Source organism: Plantibacter sp. lyk4-40-MEA-4 (assembly GCF_030209415.1).
In the GTDB taxonomy this organism is placed as follows: domain Bacteria; phylum Actinomycetota; class Actinomycetes; order Actinomycetales; family Microbacteriaceae; genus Plantibacter; species Plantibacter flavus_A.
On record NZ_JARVSA010000005.1, the window covers coordinates 82,830 to 102,147 of the forward strand.

15 protein-coding genes are annotated in these 19,318 nt (G+C 70.3%); 5 read left to right on the forward strand and 10 right to left on the reverse strand.

What is annotated here, in order from left to right:
• Positions 1-6 precede the first annotated feature (6 nt).
• Positions 7-666, reverse strand: a complete 660-nt coding sequence (locus tag QRN44_RS10370; RefSeq protein WP_285039080.1) for a ThuA domain-containing protein — start codon at positions 664-666, stop codon at positions 7-9.
• Between the two features lie 211 nt (positions 667-877).
• Here QRN44_RS10370 and QRN44_RS10375 point away from each other — a divergent pair, with 211 nt between their 5' ends.
• Both QRN44_RS10375 and QRN44_RS10380 read left to right on the forward strand, forming a co-directional pair.
• The gene (locus QRN44_RS10375) at positions 878-2,233 is read left to right on the forward strand and encodes an O-acetylhomoserine aminocarboxypropyltransferase/cysteine synthase family protein (RefSeq protein WP_285039081.1); all 1,356 of its coding nucleotides are present in this window, start codon (positions 878-880) and stop codon (positions 2,231-2,233) included.
• Positions 2,230-3,561: an LLM class flavin-dependent oxidoreductase gene (locus tag QRN44_RS10380; protein WP_285039082.1), complete on the forward strand. Its 1,332-nt coding sequence runs from the start codon at positions 2,230-2,232 to the stop codon at positions 3,559-3,561. The genes QRN44_RS10375 and QRN44_RS10380 overlap by 4 nt, the downstream gene beginning before the upstream one ends.
• A gap of 12 nt (positions 3,562-3,573) precedes the next feature.
• Here QRN44_RS10380 and QRN44_RS10385 read toward each other — a convergent pair whose 3' ends face one another.
• Both QRN44_RS10385 and arfB read right to left on the reverse strand, forming a co-directional pair.
• A complete protein-coding gene (locus QRN44_RS10385) occupies positions 3,574-4,560 on the reverse strand; it encodes an NAD-dependent epimerase/dehydratase family protein (RefSeq protein WP_121290788.1) in 987 nt (328 codons plus the stop codon).
• Between the two features lie 111 nt (positions 4,561-4,671).
• Positions 4,672-5,094 carry an alternative ribosome rescue aminoacyl-tRNA hydrolase ArfB gene (gene arfB / locus QRN44_RS10390; protein ID WP_121290790.1) on the reverse strand — a complete coding sequence of 141 codons (423 nt, stop codon included), beginning with the start codon at positions 5,092-5,094 and terminating at the stop codon, positions 4,672-4,674.
• Positions 5,095-5,173: 79 nt separating this feature from the next.
• Here arfB and QRN44_RS10395 point away from each other — a divergent pair, with 79 nt between their 5' ends.
• The gene (locus QRN44_RS10395) at positions 5,174-6,181 is read left to right on the forward strand and encodes a diacylglycerol/lipid kinase family protein (protein WP_285039083.1); all 1,008 of its coding nucleotides are present in this window, start codon (positions 5,174-5,176) and stop codon (positions 6,179-6,181) included.
• Between the two features lie 7 nt (positions 6,182-6,188).
• Here QRN44_RS10395 and QRN44_RS10400 read toward each other — a convergent pair whose 3' ends face one another.
• From QRN44_RS10400 to QRN44_RS10430, 7 genes are all read right to left on the reverse strand, one after another.
• The gene (locus tag QRN44_RS10400; protein ID WP_285039084.1) at positions 6,189-6,887 is read right to left on the reverse strand and encodes a cyclodeaminase/cyclohydrolase family protein; all 699 of its coding nucleotides are present in this window, start codon (positions 6,885-6,887) and stop codon (positions 6,189-6,191) included.
• Between the two features lie 24 nt (positions 6,888-6,911).
• Positions 6,912-7,922 carry a LacI family DNA-binding transcriptional regulator gene (locus QRN44_RS10405; RefSeq protein WP_158596572.1) on the reverse strand — a complete coding sequence of 337 codons (1,011 nt, stop codon included), beginning with the start codon at positions 7,920-7,922 and terminating at the stop codon, positions 6,912-6,914.
• Between the two features lie 49 nt (positions 7,923-7,971).
• Positions 7,972-10,224: a beta-L-arabinofuranosidase domain-containing protein gene (locus tag QRN44_RS10410; protein ID WP_285039085.1), complete on the reverse strand. Its 2,253-nt coding sequence runs from the start codon at positions 10,222-10,224 to the stop codon at positions 7,972-7,974.
• A 2-nt stretch (positions 10,225-10,226) separates the two neighbouring features.
• Positions 10,227-12,587 (reverse strand): beta-glucosidase family protein, encoded by a 2,361-nt coding sequence (locus tag QRN44_RS10415; protein ID WP_285039086.1) that lies wholly within the window; start codon positions 12,585-12,587, stop codon positions 10,227-10,229.
• Positions 12,584-13,477 (reverse strand): carbohydrate ABC transporter permease, encoded by an 894-nt coding sequence (locus QRN44_RS10420; protein WP_079002436.1) that lies wholly within the window; start codon positions 13,475-13,477, stop codon positions 12,584-12,586. Before QRN44_RS10420 ends, QRN44_RS10415 begins: the two co-directional genes overlap by 4 nt.
• Entirely contained in the window at positions 13,477-14,436 is a 960-nt protein-coding gene (locus QRN44_RS10425; protein WP_064293740.1) for a carbohydrate ABC transporter permease, read from the reverse strand. Before QRN44_RS10425 ends, QRN44_RS10420 begins: the two co-directional genes overlap by 1 nt.
• Positions 14,437-14,518: 82 nt before the next feature.
• Positions 14,519-15,778: an ABC transporter substrate-binding protein gene (locus QRN44_RS10430; protein WP_285039087.1), complete on the reverse strand. Its 1,260-nt coding sequence runs from the start codon at positions 15,776-15,778 to the stop codon at positions 14,519-14,521.
• 258 nt (positions 15,779-16,036) lie between these two features.
• On the opposite strand from QRN44_RS10430, the gene QRN44_RS10435 reads away from it, so the two are divergent.
• Positions 16,037-17,035: a LacI family DNA-binding transcriptional regulator gene (locus QRN44_RS10435; protein ID WP_285039088.1), complete on the forward strand. Its 999-nt coding sequence runs from the start codon at positions 16,037-16,039 to the stop codon at positions 17,033-17,035.
• Between the two features lie 52 nt (positions 17,036-17,087).
• Complete coding sequence (locus QRN44_RS10440; RefSeq protein ID WP_285039089.1) at positions 17,088-19,298, forward strand: alpha-galactosidase; 2,211 nt, start codon at positions 17,088-17,090, stop codon at positions 19,296-19,298.
• Positions 19,299-19,318 lie beyond the last annotated feature (20 nt).

A 19,318-nucleotide genomic window follows, 5' to 3' on the forward strand; every position in this document is an offset into this window, starting at 1 on the left:
GACGGATCACGCAGACGGCGCCCGGGCCACCCACCGTGCCAGCGTCGCGAGCAGTGCACGGTGCTCAGCCGAGGCGTAGGACCGCTCGTCGTGTCCGAGTGCGTCGACGGCGACGCGCGAAGGCCCCACCTCGCGGACCCACACCGCAGGGAACCGCTCGCCGTCGACGTCGTGCTCGGCGACGGTGGTGCTCCGACCGACGGGTTGCAGCCGCAGGTACTGTTCGTCGTCCACGGGGATGTCGCCGAGCGCTCCGCCGTCTGGCGATGCCAGGCCGCGGACGACGGTCGGGCCCATCGGCGGATGCCAGGACACGCCGGGCAGCCACAGCGCCCCGATCGTCGGCGCCCAGTCCGGGTAGTCGCGGAGCGAGGCGAGCGCCGCATGCATCGCGAGGACACCGATCCCCCGACCCAGCGCCTCTGCGAAACCGTCGGTGGCGGCAGCGGGCGCCCGACCCTGGTCCTCGGACCGCCACGGGTCGCCTGCGTTGACCACCAGGAGCTCCACGCCCTCGAGTCGCGTCATCGCACGATCGACGTCCTCGTCGATCTCGACCGCGAAGCCGGCCGTCTCCAGGACCTCCGCGATGAGCGGGCTCGTGCGCGCGTACGGGTGCCACGGATCCGCATACCGACCGCTCCCCGATGCGATGAGTGCTTTCACGGTTCCCCCTCGTCCGATCCGTCGGCGCCGGTCACCGTGTGCGCGGCCGACGTCTCTCCAGGGTACGGGGCCTCTCCCGACGGCTGCGTCGCCGGCCGATTGTGTCCGCACATGTCGTCGTCACCTGCGCCCGCCCCGATCCCGACCGTAGAGTGCCTGTCACCGACGCCGGGGCGTCGACGACGGCCGAGCTGACGGAGAGGACGAGGCGATGCACGAGCGGGATCGAGGGGGCTTCAGCACCCGACAGCTGCACGCCGGTGGCGCACCCGATGCGCCGCTCCAGCCGCGGGCTCTGCCGATCTACGCGAGTGCCGGGTTCGTGTTCGCGGACTTCGACGAGGCGGAGCAGCGGTTCGGCCCGGACCCTGGTGGCTACAGCTACAGCCGGGTCGGCAATCCGACGATCGACGCCGTCGAGCGCCGTCTCGCCGCCCTGGAGGGTGGTGTGGACGCGCTGCTCCTCGGCTCCGGACAGGCGGCCGTCGGCGTCGCCCTGCTCTCCCTGCTCGAGGCCGGCGACCACCTGCTCACCGCGCCGAGTCTGTACGAGGGCTCGCGCAGCCTCTTCACGGAGAACTTCGGTCGGCTGGGGATCACCACGAGCGAGGTCTCCGATCCGCTCGACGCCGACGCATGGGAGCGTGCCATCCGACCCGCAACGCGCGCGATCTTCGTCGAGTCCATTCCGAACCCCCGCAACGACCTCACGGATCTCCGTCTCGTCGCCGACGTCGCCCATGCGCACGGGGTCCCGCTCGTCGTCGACAACACCTTCGCCACGCCCTACCTCCTGCGTCCCATCGAGCACGGCGCCGACATCGTCGTCCACTCGGCCAGCAAGTTCCTGGCGGGGCACGGCACCGTTCTCGGCGGGGTCGTCGTCGACGGCGGCACGTTCGACTGGACCGCTCACGCGGACCGCTATCGTCACCTCACCTCGCCGGTCGACGCGCTCGGCGGGCTCAGCCACGTCGAGGCGGACGGGCGTGCAGCGCTGGCCGCCTACGCACGGGCATCGGTCGCGCTGCGTCTCGGCCCGACGCCGTCGCCGTTCAACGCGTTCCTCATCGCACAGGGTATCGAGACGCTGTCACTCCGCGTCCAACGGCAGAGCGAGAACGCCCTCGCCCTCGCGACGTGGCTGGCGGGACGGACGGAAGTGGCCTCGGTCGACTATTCGGGACTCAGCGACAGTCCGTTCCGCGGCCTGGCGGACCGGTATCTGCCGGATGGACAGGGATCGGTGTTCTCGTTCACCCTGCACGGCGGACGGGACGCAGCACGGACGGTCATCGACCACGTCGGCTTGTTCACGCGGATGACGAATCTGGGCGACGTCCGGTCGCTGATCCTCCACCCGGCCTCGACCACGCACGCCCAGCGTTCGGCCGAGCAGCTCGCGGCGAGCGGCATCGGCCAAGGACTCGTGCGGATCTCCGTCGGCATCGAAGACGCGGCCGACCTCATCGCGGACCTCGCCTCGGCGTTCGACGCGCTCCCGGTCCGGGAACCGTCGACGAGCTCCGGCGCGAGCGTCACGGCGGACGAGGCGGTCGCCGCGTGAGTGCCCGGCAACGCTTCGGCTGGTTCTTGTCACGTGGGTTCGGTCCGCACGGTTGGGGGCACCCGTACCTCGACTGGGACTACCGCTGGCAGGAGCCCGCGCTCTACCAGCAGGCCGTGCGCGAGCTCGAGCAGGCTGGCTTGGACCTCCTGATCATCGAGGACGCCCTCTCGCTGGGGAACTCCGAGACGCTCGACCTCCGCATCCGCGGCGCCTACGGCGGGCCGAAGCACGACCCGCTGAGCCTCGCCCCGTTCCTCTTCGCGGTGACGGAGCGCATCGGCATCATCCCGACCGTGAACCCGTTGCAACTGCCGCCGTACCAGGCGGCGCGGCAGTTCGCGACCCTGCAGCACCTCAGTCGCGGACGGTTCGGGGTGAACGTGGTGACCGACGTCGGCAGCAGCCGTCACTTCGGCGAGCCGGTCGTGCCGCACGACATCGCCTATGAGCGGGCGGAGGAGTGGCTGGACGGCGTGCGCGCGCTCTGGCGGAGCTGGCGACCTGGCGCGTACGTGGGCGACACCGCCTCCGGACGCTTCGCCGACGGCCGCCACCTCGACCGCGTCGAGCACCGCGGCGCACACTACGACTTCGACGGGCCGCTCAACGCCCTGCCCTTCCACGAGGACTCCGGTGGGGAGCCCGTCATCGTGTCGCCGGGCTCCTCGCCGCGAGGGCTCGCCTTCACCGGACGACAGTCGGACGTCCAGCTCGCCCTCGCACCGCTCGACATCGCGAGCCTCCGTGCGTACCGGAGGCGGGTCCTCGACGCGTCGGCTGCCGTCGGTCGGGACACCCCTCCCGCGATCCTGTTCGTGTTCAAGCCGGTCATCGTGTCGAGCAGTGCCGAGGCCGACCGTCTCGTCGCCGCCTCGGAACAGCCGGACGATGAGACGCTGCGCTCCGTCGCACTCGGGTGGTCGAGCGACCTGGAGACGGACCTCACCGCGCTCGACCTCGACCGACCGGTGGACCCGGCCGTCTTCGGCGACCACGTGTCGCGCGGCAGCCTCGACGCGTTGCGCGGCCGGCACGAGTCCTTCGCAGCGGCGACGCTCCGGGAGCTGCTCGTGCCGAAGGCACGACTCGGGCGGATCACCGACGGCAGCGGTGTCGTCGGCACGGCGGCTGAGGTGGCCGACCACATCGAACGCGCCGGCAGTGAGGCGGACAACGACGGGTTCATCTTCTCGGGCGACCTCCACCCGGTGACGGTGCACCGCATGCTCGACGAACTCGTGCCGATCCTCCGACGCCGCGGGATCCTGCAGCGTCCGAAGCTCGACGCACCGCACGGACTCCGGAGCTCGTTGCACGCCCCCTGAACGATCGCGTCGTCAGCGGCTCGTGTTCAGGGCTGCTCGTGGTTCGGGCACGTCCAACTCCCCGCGGGCGACGAGCGAACGGACGGACTCGAGGACCGCCTCCGTCGAGGTGTAGGCGGGCTCGTATCCGAGCAGCGACCGTGCCTTGTCGATCGACGCGCAATGGCTCCGCACCAGGTGCTCCCAGGTGGTGTCGGCGTGCTCCGTCGGTGTCTCTGCTCGGAAATGCTCCCAGGTCACCGACTCGAGCTCAGCCGAGCGTCCGAACCAGCCGGCGACGACCTCGGCGTAGCCGCGGACGGTCACCGCGGCGGCCGAGGTCACGTTGAGATCCTCGCCGGCGACACGATCCCGGTTCGCGACGGCGAGCTCGAAGGCCTGCGCGACGTCGTCGGCGTGCACGTGGTGCAGCAGCTCGGCACCGAGTCCGGGGATGCGCAGCGGTGAACCGAGTGCGAGGGTCCGCCAGACCCCGGGGTCGAGGTTGCCGAGCGGGTTGATGGGCGCCCACCCCGGTCCGACGATGTGCCCGGGATGCAGGGAGGTCGTCACCAGTCCTCCGTCGGCGCTCTCCTGCTGGAGCAGTCGGGCGATCTGATCCTTCCGGACACCGTAGTCGCCGAACGGCGCCGTCCCGGCGCCCTCGACGATGGGGACGGACGCGCTGGGGCCGTAGCGCCAGATCGATCCGCAGTGGAGCAGCTGGCCCGTGTTGCCGCGCAGCCCCTCGACGAGCGCCGTCGCCGAGGCGACCGTGAAGCAGACCAGATCGATGACGACGTCCGGACCGAGGTCCGCGATGCGTCGTGCGAAGACACCGTCCCGGTCCTCGGCCTCCCGATCGGCCCGGACCCGCTCGACCTGGTCCCACTCGGGAACCTCCGTGTACGGCGAACGATCGCCGCGGCTCACGCTCACGACCTCGTGGCCGGCCCGGACGAGTCGCGGGACGAGGAAGGTGCCGATGTGGCCGGTCCCGCCGATGACGACGATGCGCATGGTGTTCCTCCGTTCGCGCACGACGACGGCGTCGACGGGTGCGCTCCCCGGGAACGCTACTGGACCGCACCGTCCGACGCACGCCCTTGCGGGAGGCGACGTGGTGACCCGCTAGTCGTCGGAGGGACGTCGTCGTTGCTGTTTGGTGGCGCTCCGCTGCTGTTTCGCGGCGAGGTGGCGCCGCGCCGATCCGCGGGTCGGACGCGTGGGCCGGCGCGTCGGCGCCGGCGGCGCGAGGGCCGACCTGATGCGCGTCGCGAGCGCTTCGAGTGCGAGTTCGCGGTTCCGGAGCTGCGATCGCTCGCGGGAGACGGTCACGGTGATGGCTCCGCCGACCAGCCGAGCGCCGAGCCGGTCGAGCAGTCGGTCTCGTTGCTCGTCGGTGAGGACGGCCGACTCGGCCACACTCCACGTCAACTGGACACGGCTGTCGGAGGTGTTCACGTGCTGTCCGCCCGGGCCGGACGACCGGGAGAAACGCCACTGCAGCTCGGCTGCTGGGATCGTCAGTCCGGGCGACACCTCGAGGTCCATGGGGCAAGCGTCTCACGAACCCGCGGCACGGCTCGCGTCCACCGCTGGTTCCGAGCCGGTGCCTCCTATCCTTGACGCTGTGAACGATGCACCAGCCGAACGCGGACGTCGACGCGCAGCCGTCGTCGTCAATCCCTCCAAGGTCGACATCGACGTCCTCCGCTCGGCCGTCGCAGCCGCTGAATCGACGCACGGACTGGCACCCTCCACCTGGCACGAGACGCGCGCCGACGACGACGGCCGGGGTGCGTCCGCGGCCGCGATCGCCTCGGCGCCCTCGGTCATCCTGGTCGCCGGAGGCGATGGGACACTGCGGGTCGCCGCCGAGGCCATCGCCTCCACCGGCATCCCCCTCGGGCTGGTCCCGGCCGGAACGGGGAACCTCTTCGCCCGAGCGCTCGGCCTGCCGTTGGGCGACCTCAAGCGGTCGGTCGACATCGCCTGTTCAGGGCGTGACCAGGTGGTCGACGTCGGTCAGGTCAGTCTCGGGCGCAGCGACGGCACGAACCGGGACGAGGTCTTCCTCGTCATGGCCGGTATCGGCCTCGACGCGCACATGGCGGGCCACACCAATGAGCGGCTGAAGCGACGGATCGGCTGGCTCGCCTACTCCGATCCGATCGCGCGGAGCATCATCGGCAACCGGCAGTTCGATCTGCACTATCGACTGGACGACCGTCCGGAGGCGGCTGCCCGAGCGCATACGATCATCGTCGGGAACTCCGGCACGCTCACCGGCGGGGTCCTGCTGCTCCCCGAGGCCGTCGTGGACGACGGCCTCCTCGATGCCGTCATGCTGCGCCCCGGCAAGGGTCCGGGTTGGGGGAACATCGGCTACCGTCTGACGTTCAACCGGATGCTGCACCGCACGCGGTTCGGCCGGCTGGTCGGACGATTCTCGCCGAAGGCACGCGCGATCAGCTACGCACAGGCGCGGACGATGCACCTCAGACTCGAGGAGCCGCAGGAGATCCAACTGGACGGCGACTCGCACGGTTCGGTGATCTCGGTCTCGCTGAGGAACCTGCACCATGCCCTGATCGTCCGGGTTCCGAGCGGCCCGGCTGCGCGCCCGGGCAGGCGCTGACCACCGGCTACGACGCCGCGTCGGTGGGAGCGGCGTCGGGGTCGATCGACGCCGCGAGCCGGTCGATACGCTCGAGGGCGCGGTCGAACACGGGGACGAGTTCCCACAGGCGCGGCTCGTCGGCGCGGATCTCCTCGAGGGAGCCGTGTGCGCTGCGGACCGAACCGAGATCGAAGCTGACGTTGGTCCGCGCTCCCGTGATCGCCGCGCGGAGTGCACCGATCGCCACCGCCACGTCGGCGATCAACGCCGGGTTGCCGTGCTCGGTCAGCCAGGCGAGATCGTCGATCGCGTCGACGGCATGCGAGCCCAGCCGCGCTGAGGCCGCGGCCGCCTCGATGGACGCAGCACGGATCGCCTCGTCGCGTCCGACGCCGGCCGGCAGATGGAAGGCACCGCCGAACGCTCGCGAGGCGTGGGCGTCCTCGTCGGCCAGACGCAGCGCCAGCTCGGAGCGTGCCTCAGCGCGAGCGCGGAGTGCGGCGATCGCCGCTTCGGCCGAGTCCCGCCCGCTCGCGTCCTCGGTGGCGTGCGTGGTTCGGGTGTAGCCGGCCACCATCGCGGTGAGGCCGGCGGCGATCGCCAGCATGAGTCCGGATGCGGCCCCGCCTCCGGGGTTCCCGGTCGCCGTGCCGAGCGCCCGCATCCACGCCGACACGCTCGAGTGCTCGGTCGACACGTCTTCGGTATCCGATGGTCCCGTCATGGCGACCATTCTCCCGCGTCCGCGTCAGCTCGAGGCGCGGACGATGAGTTCGGTCGGGAACTCCGCGCGGTCCCCCGGGTCCGTCCCGGGCTCCGCCTCGAGGACGAGCTGGACCGCACGCGCGGCCATCGCGCGCATCGGCTGGCGCACGGTCGTCATCGGCGGCGGCATCAACCTGGACTGCGGGAGATCGTCGAAGCCGACGACCCTGATGTCGTCGGGGATGCGGAGCTGGAGCTCCTCAGCGGCGCGGTAGACGCCGTAGGCCATCTCGTCGTTGCAGCTGAAGACGCCGATCGGGAGCCCGCCCTGCCTGAGCAGCTTGCGCACGGAGACGAACGCACTCTCCGAGGACCAGGGCGACGAGATCTCCTCGACCGTCGCCCCGTCGGCGTGCCGTTCGACCGCCGCTCGGAAACCGGCCTCCCTCGCACGGCCGAACCGGTACTTCGGTCGGCCGGTGATGATGAGGAACCGACGTGTCCCCCGCCGTGCGAGATGCCGACCCGCGTCGAAGCCGCCCTGCCAGTCGGTGGACCCGACGCTCGGCAGGCTCCGCGCCGGCTCCGCACGCGGATCGAGGAGTGCGACGGGGATGTTGGCCGAGGCGAGGATGTCGAGCTGGGACACGTTGGGACGGATGAGGCACACGACGACACCGGCCGATCCCCGCGCACGTGCCCGACTGGGCCAGTCGTCGACCATCGACTCGCTCTCCGGCGTGAGCACCAGATCGTAGTTCGCCGCAGCGGCCGCCCGCCGCACACTCGTCACGACCGTGTTCGCCCAGGGGTCGTCCCACTGACTCATCGCCAGGTCGAGCAGGCGCGGGACCGAGCGAGGTCGACCGCGACGTTGTGCTGCGCGGTCGTAGCCGAGGTCGTGCGCTGCAGCGAGGATGCGGTCCCTGGTGTCCGGGGATGCATGGCGCTTCCCGGCGAGCACCCGGGAGACGAGCGACACCGAGCATCCCGACCTCGCGGCGACGTCCGCGAGCGTCACGCTGAGATCGTCCCGCTCCGGCGTCGTCGTCATGGCTCCATGCTCCCGCATCCCGGGGTGCTGTGTGCGCCGGTACCGGTGGTCAGGCGCCCTCTGCGGTCAGCACTCGGAGTTCGGTGCACCGCGGGGTCTCGCGATCCGGCTGCGCGACGAGCGCGAACCGCCGGACACCCCACCCGGCGCTGGTGGGTGTCAGCGGGTACTCCGCCCACTCCAGGTCGTCGTCTCGCCCGACCTCCTGCGGAGCGACCGGCGTGCCGTCGATCTCCAGGGTGAGACCGTGGCCCGCCTGGTCGTGCAGCCAGGTCGCTCTGACGACCCGGCCGAGGAGATGCGGATCGACGAGCCTCACGGACAGACGCTCGGTCGTGCTCCGCCAGCGGATCCCACCCACCGCGCCGCTGACGCTGGAGCGCCCCTCGAACCCGTGATCCGCCTCCGGCTGCTGCTCGCCCAGAGCGACCCGGTCGACCGTCCGTCCGTCGATGCTCGCGGCGCGTCGGTCCCGGTCGACCAAGGCGGTGCGGCGCCGGTCGACGGCGTCCTCGTCCGCCGACGACGCCACGGGGAACGTGACGGTGTACCGCGCGTCGTGCAGGCCTGCGAACGGTTCCAACGGGATCGGTCCTCGGTCCGAGTCGACCCGGAGTCGCCCGTCGGCGTCCCGGTAGGGCACAGCCGTCCGCGTGACGATCGGTGCCGAGGCGAGCGGGGTGAGCGGGCCGACCGCCGTGTGCGGGGCGTGCGGCCGATCAGCCAACACGACGCCGGTCGGGAGCGACTCGCCACGGGCCGCCAGGACGGACGGACCCCAGAGGAGCGAGATCCAGTCCGAGCCGTCCGGGTACGGTTCCGCACGACCGCCCATGGTGAGCTCGAACGACACGGTGTCGCCGTCGCTCCACTCACGCTCCACGACGAGATGGCCGCGTTCGCGTTCGGCGGTCACCGGAGCGCCGTTGAGGAACATCTCGGGTGTCGGATCACTCCACCCGGGGACCCGGACGCGGAGCCGGAACCGCCGCGAGCCGGTGAGCCCGAGGGTGAGTCCGACCACGCCGTCGGACGGGAAGGCCGTCCGTTGCTCCAGCTCGAGACCGAGTTCCGGAATCCGCACGACGGAGGGCGCGAAGAGCTCGACCGACACCGTGTCGTCGTCGAACCGGTACAGCGACTCGCCGTGTTTCGCGTGACTCTCCAGACCGGTCCCGACGCAGCACCAGAAGCTGTGCTCCGGCGAGGAGTAGACGCGGTAGTGGTCGGGTCGCATGGAGGTGAAGTAGACGAGGCCGCCGTGCTCGGGGTGCTGCGATGACAGGAGGTGGTTGAAGAGGATCCGTTCGAGCGCGTCGGCGATCGCCGGGTCGGACTCGTCGGCACTGAGCCGTCGGCCCAGCTTGATGAGGTTGTAGCTGTTGCAGGTCTCCGGCCCCTCCCGATCCTCGGTCATCGGGGTGAAGTCGTCGATGGCATGGAAGTGCTCCCGGACACTGTTGCCGCCGATCGCGACCGTGCGCCGCGTCAGGATCGTCTCCCAGGCGAACCGGGCCGCGCGGGCGAGGGCCGGATCGTCGCTCCGCGTGGCGAGGGCGGCGAAGCCGACGAACTGCGGGATACGGGTGTTGGCGTGCAGGCCGGTCAGTTCGTCGGACCGGCGCGACAGCGGTTCGCTGAGGGCTACGGATGTGAAGCGGGCGGCCATCGCGAGATGTCGGGGGTCGCCCGTGAGGTCGAAGAGGTCGACGTACGCCTCGTTCATCCCTCCGATCTCGGTCTCGAGCATGAGCTGGAAGTGCTCGTCGTCGATCCCCGCGGCAAGCTCCTCCCACCAGGTGGCGAGGCGCAGGACCACGTCACGTGCCACGTGGTCCCCCGTCAAGCGGGCCGCGTCGATGAGCCCGGCGTACAGCTTGTGCAGGTTGTACCAGGGCACCCAGCGGCCGGCGCGGAAGGTCGATTCGGTGATCCCCGCTGCGACCTCGGCCCAGAGCTCGGCACTCCGAGGGACTCCGCCGACGTACCCGGTACCCAGGTGGTCCTGTGCGCGGGCCAGTTCGGCGACCGTGTACTCGAGCCGGGAACGCAGGACGTCGTCCCCGGTGGAGGCGACCATCAGGGAGCAGGCCGAGAGGTAGTGTCCGGCGGTATGGCCGTCGAGTCCGCGCACCTCCCAGTCGTCGTAGGACGCCGCCCGGGGCTCCAGGCCCGCCTCACGGAGGAACGGGGCGAGCAGACGATCGGGCTCGAGGGCTCGCAGGTAGGCGCGGTCGGCCTCCTGCGCTCGGAACAGGGGCCCATCCGTGAGGGTGACCTGGGTGATCGGGACGAACGGCATGGTCAGGCCTTCCTCGCGCCCGCATCGACGGGCCGCCAGTCCACGCGGAGCTCGCGCGGCCCGACCAGCTCCCGCCGGTTGCCGGTCATCTCAATCGTGCGGGCGAGCGGACGCTCGAGCGCCGACGGCCCGGCGGACAGCACGTACGTCCCCGGTTCGACCACCCGGCGGCCGTCGACCCCGGTGAAGGACAAGCGGTCGGCCGACACCGAGAAACGCACGGTCGTCGACGTCCCGGCAGCGACCGTGAGGCGTGCGAACGCGAGCAGTTCGACCGACGGGCGCACGACCGAGGCCACCGGATCCGTACCGTAGAGCTGGATCACCTCGACGGCGTCCTCGACACCCATGTTCTCGACCGTGACGTCGACGAGGACCTCGCCGTCGACGGCGAGCTCCGCTGCACTCGTGAGCGATCGGTAGCGGACGTCCCCGGCGGTGAGGCCGTGACCGAACGGGAAGAGCGGCGTGGGGTCGAGCACGCTGATCCCGCGGGACGCCAGACCGAGCGGCGGCTGCAGGTAGGTGCCCGGCATTGCCGGTGAGCGAGGGATCTGCACCGGGAGTCGTCCGCTCGGCCTCACGCGGCCGGACAGCAGCCCCGCGACGGCTGCTGCGCCCTCCTGGCCGGGGAAGAAGGCCTGGACCAGTGCATCGGCCCGGTCGTAGTCCCCCAGCGCGTAGGGTCGCCCGGACAGCACGGTCAGGACGACGGGCGTCCCGGTCGCGAGGACGGCCAGCACGAGGTCGTGCTGGCCCCCGGGGAGGCGCAGGTCCTCGGCGTCGCAGCCTTCTCCCGACGTGCCATCGCCGAACAGGCCCGCGATGTCACCCACGGCCAGCACGACGACGTCTGCCGAACGGGCGGCGTCGACCGCGGCCGGAACGTCCTCCTGACCGGTACCGGTGATGCTGCATCCCGGTTCGACGACGATGTCCGCCGCGGGGAACTCGGTACGCACCGCGTCGAGGATCGTCGGGATGGTGATGCCGAGATCGTGCCCGGGGTGTTTCGACAACACGTGGTTGGGGAATGCGTAACAGCCCACGAGACTGCGGAACTGGTCGGCCGCCGGCCCGATCACGGCGATGCGCGCGGTGGTCCGGAGCGGGAGAACTGTGCGGTTCCTGAGGAGGACGACCGACTCCTCGGCCAGACGCGTCGCGATGGCGCGGTTGCGGGGGCCGTCGAGGTCGGTCGATGCGGCGTGCTCCGGCACGAGCGGGCCCCCGTCGAGCAGGCCGAGCTCGATCTTCTGCCGCAGGTGCCGGAGCACGGCTCGGTCGACCAGCCGCTCGTCGAGCGCCCCGTCCTGGACGAGCCCGACGAGACCGGCGCCGTAGCCGGCGGTCTCCGGGAGCTCGACGTCGATCCCGGCGGTGAGGGCGAGCGCGCCGGCCTCCGCCGCACCGCTCGCGACGTGGTGCATGGTCGCGAGGAACGGGATCGCCCAGTAGTCGGCGACGACGGTGCCTTCGAAACCCCAGTCGTCGCGCAGGATGCCGGTGAGCAATTCGACACTGGCAGCGGCGGGGACGCCGTCGAGATCCGTGTAGGCGTTCATCACGCTTCGCGCTCCCCCGAGCCGGATCGCCGTCTCGAACGGCGGAAGCACGACATCGGCGAGCTCGCGGCGCCCCATGCTCACCGGGGCATGGTTCTTCGCGCCTCGGGACGCGGCGTAGCCGGCGAAGTGCTTGAGCGTCGCCACGACCCCGGACCGCTCGAGACCACGCACGTACGCGGCACCGAGTTGGCCGACGAGGTAGGGGTCCTCCCCCAGCGTCTCCTCGACCCGGCCCCAGCGGTAGTCGCGCACGACGTCGAGGACCGGCGCGAGCCCCTGATGGACCCCGACCGAGCGGAGGTCGTCTCCGATCGCCTCCGCCATCCGCTCCACGAGCTCCTCGTCGAACGAGGCGGCCCAGGCGAGCGGCGTCGGGAAGGCGGTCGCACCGAACGCGGCGAACCCCGTCAGACACTCCTCGTGCGCGATCGCGGGGATGCCGAACCGGTTGCCGGCCACGACCTGCCGTTGCCGTTCCCGCAGGCGATCGACGCCCTCGGCCACCGTCACCGGTTCGGTCCCGAAGATGCGCGTCAACTGTCCGAGGCCACCCGTGAAGTCGCCGGTGGGCGCCGATGTCGGCGCAGCCGGGTCGTCGGAGCCGTCCACGCTCGGCGCGAAGTCGCCCGCCGTCTCGGTGAACCAGACCGAACCGAGCTGACCGACCTTCTCCTCGAGGGTCATCTCATCGAGGAGTGCTCGCGCCCGCTCGTCGGGTGACGCCCGTCGGTCGTTCCAGACGCCGCGGACGATGCCCGACGTGGTCGGCGTGACGCCGTCGTGTTGCAGGGTCATCCCTTGAACGCTCCGTCCATGATCCCGGTCACCATGCGCTTGCCGACGAAGATGAACGCGATGAGCAGCGGGATGGTGGCCAGGAACGACCCGGCCATCGCCAGGCCGAGATCGATCGACCGCTGCGACTGCAGGGCCTTGATCGCGATCTGGACCGTGTACATCTCGGGCGACTTCAGGACGATGAACGGCCAGAGGAAGTCGTTCCAGGATCCGACGAAGCCGAGCAGTCCCAGGACGAACGCAGCCGGTCGGATGACCGGGAAGACGATCCGCCAGAAGATCTGCCAGGTGTTCGCACCGTCGAGTCTCGCCGCCTGGAGCAGCTCGTCGCTCACGGAGCTCGAGATGTGCTGACGCATCCAGAAGATTCCGAACGCGCTCGCGAGGCCGGGGACGATGAGCGCCTGAAGCGTGTCCACCCAGTCGAGCGCGGAGATGATCAGGTACTGCGGGATCACGCTCAGCTGCGTCGGCACGGTCATGGTGAGGACCACGAGGATGAACAGCGCGTTGCGGCCGCGGAACTCCAGTTTCGCGAAGGCGAACCCGGCCAGTGCGCAGAGCAGGGCCGATCCGACGCCGATCGACAGCGCGACGATGAGGCTGTTGATCATCGATTGGATGAACGGCACGGTCTCGAGCACGAGCCCCACGAGGTGGAACAGGTTGTCGCCCGGATACAGCCGCGGTGGCAGGGTGGTCGCCGTCGCCGAGTCCGTGGTCGCGACGACGAACATGAAGTACAGCGGGAACATGCTCACGACGACGGCGCACACGAGGAGGACGTAGGTGTACCAGGGGATGCGGCCGATCCGGCCGCCGTTCCGTTTCCGGCCGGCGGAGGTCGCGCTCGCCATCAGCTGGGTGGAGTTGAGCGTCTCGGACATCAGCGTCCTCCTCGGGTGCGGGTGGACAGGAAGAAGTTCAGCAGGGCGACGAGGACGACGATCACGAACAGCGCGACGCCGATGGCCGAGCCGTATCCGAACTCGAACTGGCCGAAGCCCTGCTCGTAGAGGAACAGCGTGAGCGTCTGGCACTGTCGTGCCGCACCGCAGGTGAGGCCGGTGGCCGGGTTCACCAGCAGTGGTTCGGTGAACACCTGGAGCCCGCCGATCGTCGAGGTGACGATCGTGAACACGATGATGGGACGCAACGACGGGATGGTGATGTAGACGAACTGTTTCCAACCGCCGGCACCGTCGACGGCGGCCGCCTCGTACACGTCGCGAGGGATCGCCTGCAGTGCCGCCAGGTAGAGCAGCGTCGTGTAGCCCGTCCACCGCCAGACGACCATGAGCGCCACGAGGAACCACGAGCCGACCTTGTCGTTGAGGAAGTCGACGTGGTCACCGCCGAAGAAGCTGATGAGGTAGTTGAAGAGCCCGTAGTCACGGTCGAACAGCTGGGCGAACACGATCGTGGTCGCGGCGACCGAGGTGATGTACGGCACGAGCATCGCCATCCGGAACCCCGTGGCGAAGCGCAGGCGGACGTGGTTCAGCAGATGGGCGAGGCCCAGCGCGATGACCAGCTGCGGCACCGTGGAGATGATGAAGATCGCGAAGGTGTTGAGCATCGCGTTCCAGAACCGTGGGTCGGCCGCGAGCCTGGTGAAGTTGTCGAAGCCGATGAAGGTCTGCTGACCGATCGGGTTCCAGTCGAAGAGCGACACGACGAAGGTGAACAGGAGGGGGATCAGCCCGAAGACGGCGAAGATCAGGAAGAACGGGGCGATGTAGACGTAGGGGGCGAAGCGTTCCGGCAGGGTGTTGCGGATGCGCGTCCCGATACCGGGTGGCGACTGTTTGGGCAGCAGCCGAGGTGGAGTGATGTGCGTGGTCACGATGATCCTTCAGGGGCGTTCCGGCGTGTTGCTCGGCCGGAACGCCCCGGGTCGGAGCGGACGAGTGGACGGGGCCGTCGGGTCAGCCGCCGAGGGCGTCCTTCACGGCCTTCATCGCGACGTCCCAGGCCTTGTCCGGCGCGGTGTTGCCGGCTTCGACGTCCGTCACGGTGTTGATCATCGCCGAACCGATCGTCGCCGTCTCCGGACCGTTGAAGAACGGCTTGAACTCCTGCAAGGACTTGCCGAGCACGGCACCGATCTTCGAGTCGCCGAAGAACGGGTCGGTGTAGTCGGCGATCGCCGTGGATTCGTACGCGGAGACCGTGCTGGGCAGGGCTCCGGTGTCGGTGAAGTTCTTCAGCTGCGACTCGGGTGACTGCATCTCCTTGATGTAGGCCCACGCCGCTTCGGGGTTCGCCGCGCGCTTCGGGATGGCGAGATAGCTGCCGCCCCAGTTGCCGGCGACCTTGGGCACCGTCGTCACGCGCCACTGGCCCGAGGTGTCGGGCGCGTCCGTCTTGATGCTCTTCAGCATCCAGGAGGGAGCTGCCATCGCGGCGAAGGCGCCGTTGGTCTTGCCCGTGCTCCAGCCGGTGGAGAAGGCGGGGACGTTCGCGGTGATGCCGGCCTCGATCGCCTTGATCGAGATGTCGAACGCCTCCTTCACCTGCGGATTCGTGTCGTACACGAGCTCACCCTCCGGCGTGTAGTACTTCTCGTCGACCTGGTTCACGGTCTGGAAGAAGACCGAGGTGCCGGCGTTGTCCAGGAACGGCTTCCCGGTGGCGGCGACGTACTGCTGGCCGACGGAGATGAAGTCGTCCCAGGTGGGCCAGAGCGCCGCGACCGCGTCCGGTTCCGATGGCAGGCCGGCGGCCTCGAAGAGGTCGGCACGGTACGCCATCGACATCCCGCCCACGTCGGTCGGTACCCCGATGACGGCGTCGTTCTGAGCCACGGCCTGGTCCCAGACCCACGGCAGGTAGTCCCCGGAGATGTCGTCGGCGCCCATCGTGCTCAGGTCGACGAAGTTGTCGGGGTTCGCGACGAAGTTGGGCATGTCGTCCCCCTGGATGAGCACCAGGTCGGGGACCTTACCGCCGGCCAACGCCGCGGTGAGCGCTTGGGCGGTCTCCTGCGTGCTTCCGACCTCGGTGAGCTTGACGGAGATGTCGGGGTGCGCTTCCTTGTACTTCTCGACATCGGCCTTCTGGTTGATGCCCGTGAAGGACCAGAACTGGAAGGTCTTGTCATCGCCGCCGCCGGACCCGGAACAACCGGTGACCAGGGCGCCGACCATGACGGTGACGGTTGCTGCTGCTGCAAGACGGAATCTCACTGGAAATCCCCCTCCTATGCGGGATCGTGTTCCGCGGTGTCGCGCTACGTTGCGGTCACCGGCCGGAGATCGCTCTCCGGCTCGCGCCGATGTCGACTGGATCGGGGAGCATCCGGACCGTTCGGGCGTGGTGATCACCATAGGCAGCGGGGTTCCGCGGCACCAGGCCAATATTGCGCAACTCGGAGAACGCTCTCTCGGATTCTGCGATGCTCGTTGCCAGACCACCGGCAGGTGGACGATCGCAAAGGAGCGAGGATGCGCAAACCGACCCTGGTCGACGTCGCCCGAGAGGCCGGCGTCTCCCGAGCGACCGCGTCGCGGGTCCTCGCAGGTGCCTCGACGGTCGACGCCTCGATGGTCGTCGCTGTGCGCGAGGCGGCCGCGAAACTGGCCTATCGCACGAATGTCGCAGCCCGGTCGCTCGCCGGGGGCAGGACGGGCGCCGTCGCGATCGTCCTCGCGGCGGGTGAGCTCGAACCCTTCTCCGGATCGTTCGTCGCGGCACCGCTCAAGGGCGCCACCGCCGCGCTCCTGTCGGCAGCCCAGCAGCCCGCGCTCTTCCTCGCCGACCCGCGCCAACTCGACGCGCTCGTCGCCTACCTGGCGGCGCACTACGTGGACGGGGCGGTGGTGATCCTGCAGCACGAGATCAGCACCATCACCCAGGCGCTCGCCTCGGTGGACCTCCCCATCGTCTTCGTCGGCCGCCCGATGGGTGAGCACACGGAGGACGTCACCTTCGTCGACTCCGACAACTACGCCGGCGGTCGGCTCGCCGCGGAACACCTGATCGCGCTCGGCCGCACGCGGATCGGCGTCATCTCGGGCCCCGCCGACATGGCCGCGTCCAGCGACCGTGTCCGAGGCTGGCGGGACGTCCTCACCGAACGCGGCCTCGACACCCGTGCGGTCGCCCGAGGCGACTTCACCATGCCGAGCGGGTCGTCGGCCATGGCTCGGTTGCTCTCCCGGTACCCGGACCTCGACGCCGTCTTCGCGGGCTCCGACCTCATGGCGGTCGGAGCGATGCGCGTCCTCGAGGCCAGTGGCCGCGCGGTCCCGGACGACATCGCGCTCGTCGGGTTCGACGACACGGTCGTCGCGGCAACCGCGGAGCCACCGCTGACCTCGGTCCGTCAGCCGTTGGAGCAGATGGGCAGGGTCGCCGCGGAACTCGTCATGGAGCTCATCGCCGGCCGGACGACCGCTCCGCGCTGGCTCGACACCACGCTCGTCGTCCGAGACTCAGCCTGACCTTCGGCCCACCGGCCGTCACACCCGCCTCACCGACCGCTTCGGAGGAACCATGTCCGACCGCTCAGCGACGCTCGAACACCGCGTCGTCCATCTGCAGTGCGACGGCGTCTCCGTCGTCCTCGTCCAGCACGGGACCCGCCTCCCGACGATCGCGCACTGGGGTGCCGCCGTCGATGCCGACGACCTCGAGTGGCTCGCCGCGGCCACAGCCACCGTGCGTGGGGACCTCGTCGACGGATCGGACGCGCCGTACGAGCCGAGCCTGTTGCCCGAGCACGCGTCGGGCTGGTCGGGTCTCCCGGGGCTCCGGGCGCATCGCGCCGGGACGGCCTGGTCGTCGCGCTTCGATGTGGCCTCGGTCGAGGTCGACAGAGCGGCCCTCCCGGCCGGAGAGGTGCGGCAGTGCGGCGCCGCGCTGGTCGAGGTGACCGCGGTCGACGACCAGACGGGCATCGCTCTCCTCGTGGCGATCGAACTGACACCGAATGGCCTGCTGCGCACGCGCGTGACGGTCACGAACCGGGGCGACGACCTCCTGGAGATCGAGGGTGTCGTGCCGGCCTTCCCGATCCCGACGTCGGCTCGGGAGATCCTCGACTTCGCCGGTCGGTGGGGCAACGAGAAGCTGCCGCAGCGGCTTCCGGTCACGACCGGGACGCACCTCCGCGAGTCGCGGCACGGTCGCCCCGGTCTCGACGCCACCGGGGTCACCGCGATCGGAACACCGGGGTTCGACAGCCGGACCGGTGACGTCTGGCTGTGCCACGTCGGTTGGAGCGGCAACCACACGATCGGCGTCGAACGCACCGACGGACACCTCGCGTTCCGTGGCGGCGAGCTGCTCCTGCCGGGCGAGGTCCGACTCGGCCCGGGCGAGGACCATCGGACTCCATGGGTGTACGGGGCCTACGGCGTCGGCCTCGATGCCGCCTCGTCGCGGTACCACCGCTGGCTGCGTTCGACCTCGCGGGCGGCTCGGCGTCCGCGCCCCGTCACCCTGAACGTCTGGGAGGCGGTGCTGTTCGATCACGACCTGGAGGTCCTCACCGAGTTGGCGACCCGGGCCGCGGCCATCGGCGTCGAGCGCTACGTGCTCGACGACGGATGGTTCCGCGGACGTCACGACGACACCCGCGGCCTCGGTGACTGGACACCGGACCCCGAGCGTTGGCCGGACGGTCTCGCGCCGCTCGCCGACCGGGTGCGATCGCTCGGCATGGAGTTCGGGCTGTGGTTCGAACCCGAGATGATCAACGAGGACTCCGACCTCGCACGCGAGCACCCGGACTGGATCCTGCGGGCGAGGGACGAGCTCCCGTCGCCCGTCCGGCACCAACAGGTGCTCGATCTCGGCAATCCGGCGGCCTTCGACCACATCCTGCAGGCCATCGACACACTGGTCGGCGAGCTCGGGATCGCGTACCTGAAATGGGACCACAACCGCGACCTCGTCGATGCCGGGCATCCGTCGACCGGGCGGGCAGCCGTGCACGACCAGACCGAAGCCCTCTACCGGCTGCTCGACGAGCTCCGATCGCGGCACCCGCACCTCGAGATCGAGAGCTGCGCGTCGGGCGGAGGCCGCGTCGACCTCGGTGTCCTCGAGCGGTCCGATCGCGTCCACACCTCCGACAACCACGACCCGATCGAGCGGGCCCGGATGCTCCGGTGGACCGGGCTCCTCGTCCCGCCCGAGATGCTGGGATCGCACGTGGCCTCGGCCAGATCGGCCACGACCGGACGCACGCACACGCTCCACACCCGGTGCGCGATCGCGCTGCTCGGGCACTTCGGTGTGGAGTGGGACCTGCGCGAGCTCGACGATGCGGATCGGACGATCCTCGCCAGATGGATCACCGTGTTCACGCGTCATCGCGGACTCATCGCCACCGGCCGCGTCGTCGGCGACGGTGAGTGGGACGACGACGCTCCGACCCTGCGCGGGGTCGTCGCGGAGGACGGCACCACCGCGCTGTACACCCTCGTGACTCCCCCGCGATCGGCCGACTCCCGTCGTCGGGTCCGCCTGCCCGGACTCCGCCCGGACGGTCACTACCGCCTCGCCGTCGCGCAGGACGACTCCCTCGGCCCCCGCTGGGTGATCCCCCAGTGGCTCCGGGATGCGCCGCCACTCGACGCCGACCCGGCCACGCTCGCGGCGGCGCCCGTGCTGAGCGGTGGCCAGCTGGCCGTGATCGGCCTCGACCTCCCCACCTTCCAGCCCGACCGCGCGATCACGATCCTCGTGACCGCCGTCTGACCCACGACCCGCTGCACAGA

What these genes read in the sequence shown, in the direction of transcription:
- QRN44_RS10415 (WP_285039086.1), bottom strand. Translation starts at nt 12,587, where the DNA reads ATGACCCTGCAACACGACGGCGTCACGCCGACCACGTCGGGCATCGTC.
- QRN44_RS10405 (WP_158596572.1), bottom strand. Translation starts at nt 7,922, where the DNA reads ATGACGACGACGCCGGAGCGGGACGATCTCAGCGTGACGCTCGCGGAC.
- QRN44_RS10410 (WP_285039085.1), bottom strand. Translation starts at nt 10,224, where the DNA reads ATGCCGTTCGTCCCGATCACCCAGGTCACCCTCACGGATGGGCCCCTG.
- QRN44_RS10385 (WP_121290788.1), bottom strand. Translation starts at nt 4,560, where the DNA reads ATGCGCATCGTCGTCATCGGCGGGACCGGCCACATCGGCACCTTCCTC.
- arfB (WP_121290790.1), bottom strand. Translation starts at nt 5,094, where the DNA reads ATGGACCTCGAGGTGTCGCCCGGACTGACGATCCCAGCAGCCGAGCTG.
- QRN44_RS10400 (WP_285039084.1), bottom strand. Translation starts at nt 6,887, where the DNA reads ATGACGGGACCATCGGATACCGAAGACGTGTCGACCGAGCACTCGAGC.
- QRN44_RS10420 (WP_079002436.1), bottom strand. Translation starts at nt 13,477, where the DNA reads ATGTCCGAGACGCTCAACTCCACCCAGCTGATGGCGAGCGCGACCTCC.
- QRN44_RS10440 (WP_285039089.1), top strand. Translation starts at nt 17,088, where the DNA reads ATGTCCGACCGCTCAGCGACGCTCGAACACCGCGTCGTCCATCTGCAG.
- QRN44_RS10435 (WP_285039088.1), top strand. Translation starts at nt 16,037, where the DNA reads ATGCGCAAACCGACCCTGGTCGACGTCGCCCGAGAGGCCGGCGTCTCC.
- QRN44_RS10375 (WP_285039081.1), top strand. Translation starts at nt 878, where the DNA reads ATGCACGAGCGGGATCGAGGGGGCTTCAGCACCCGACAGCTGCACGCC.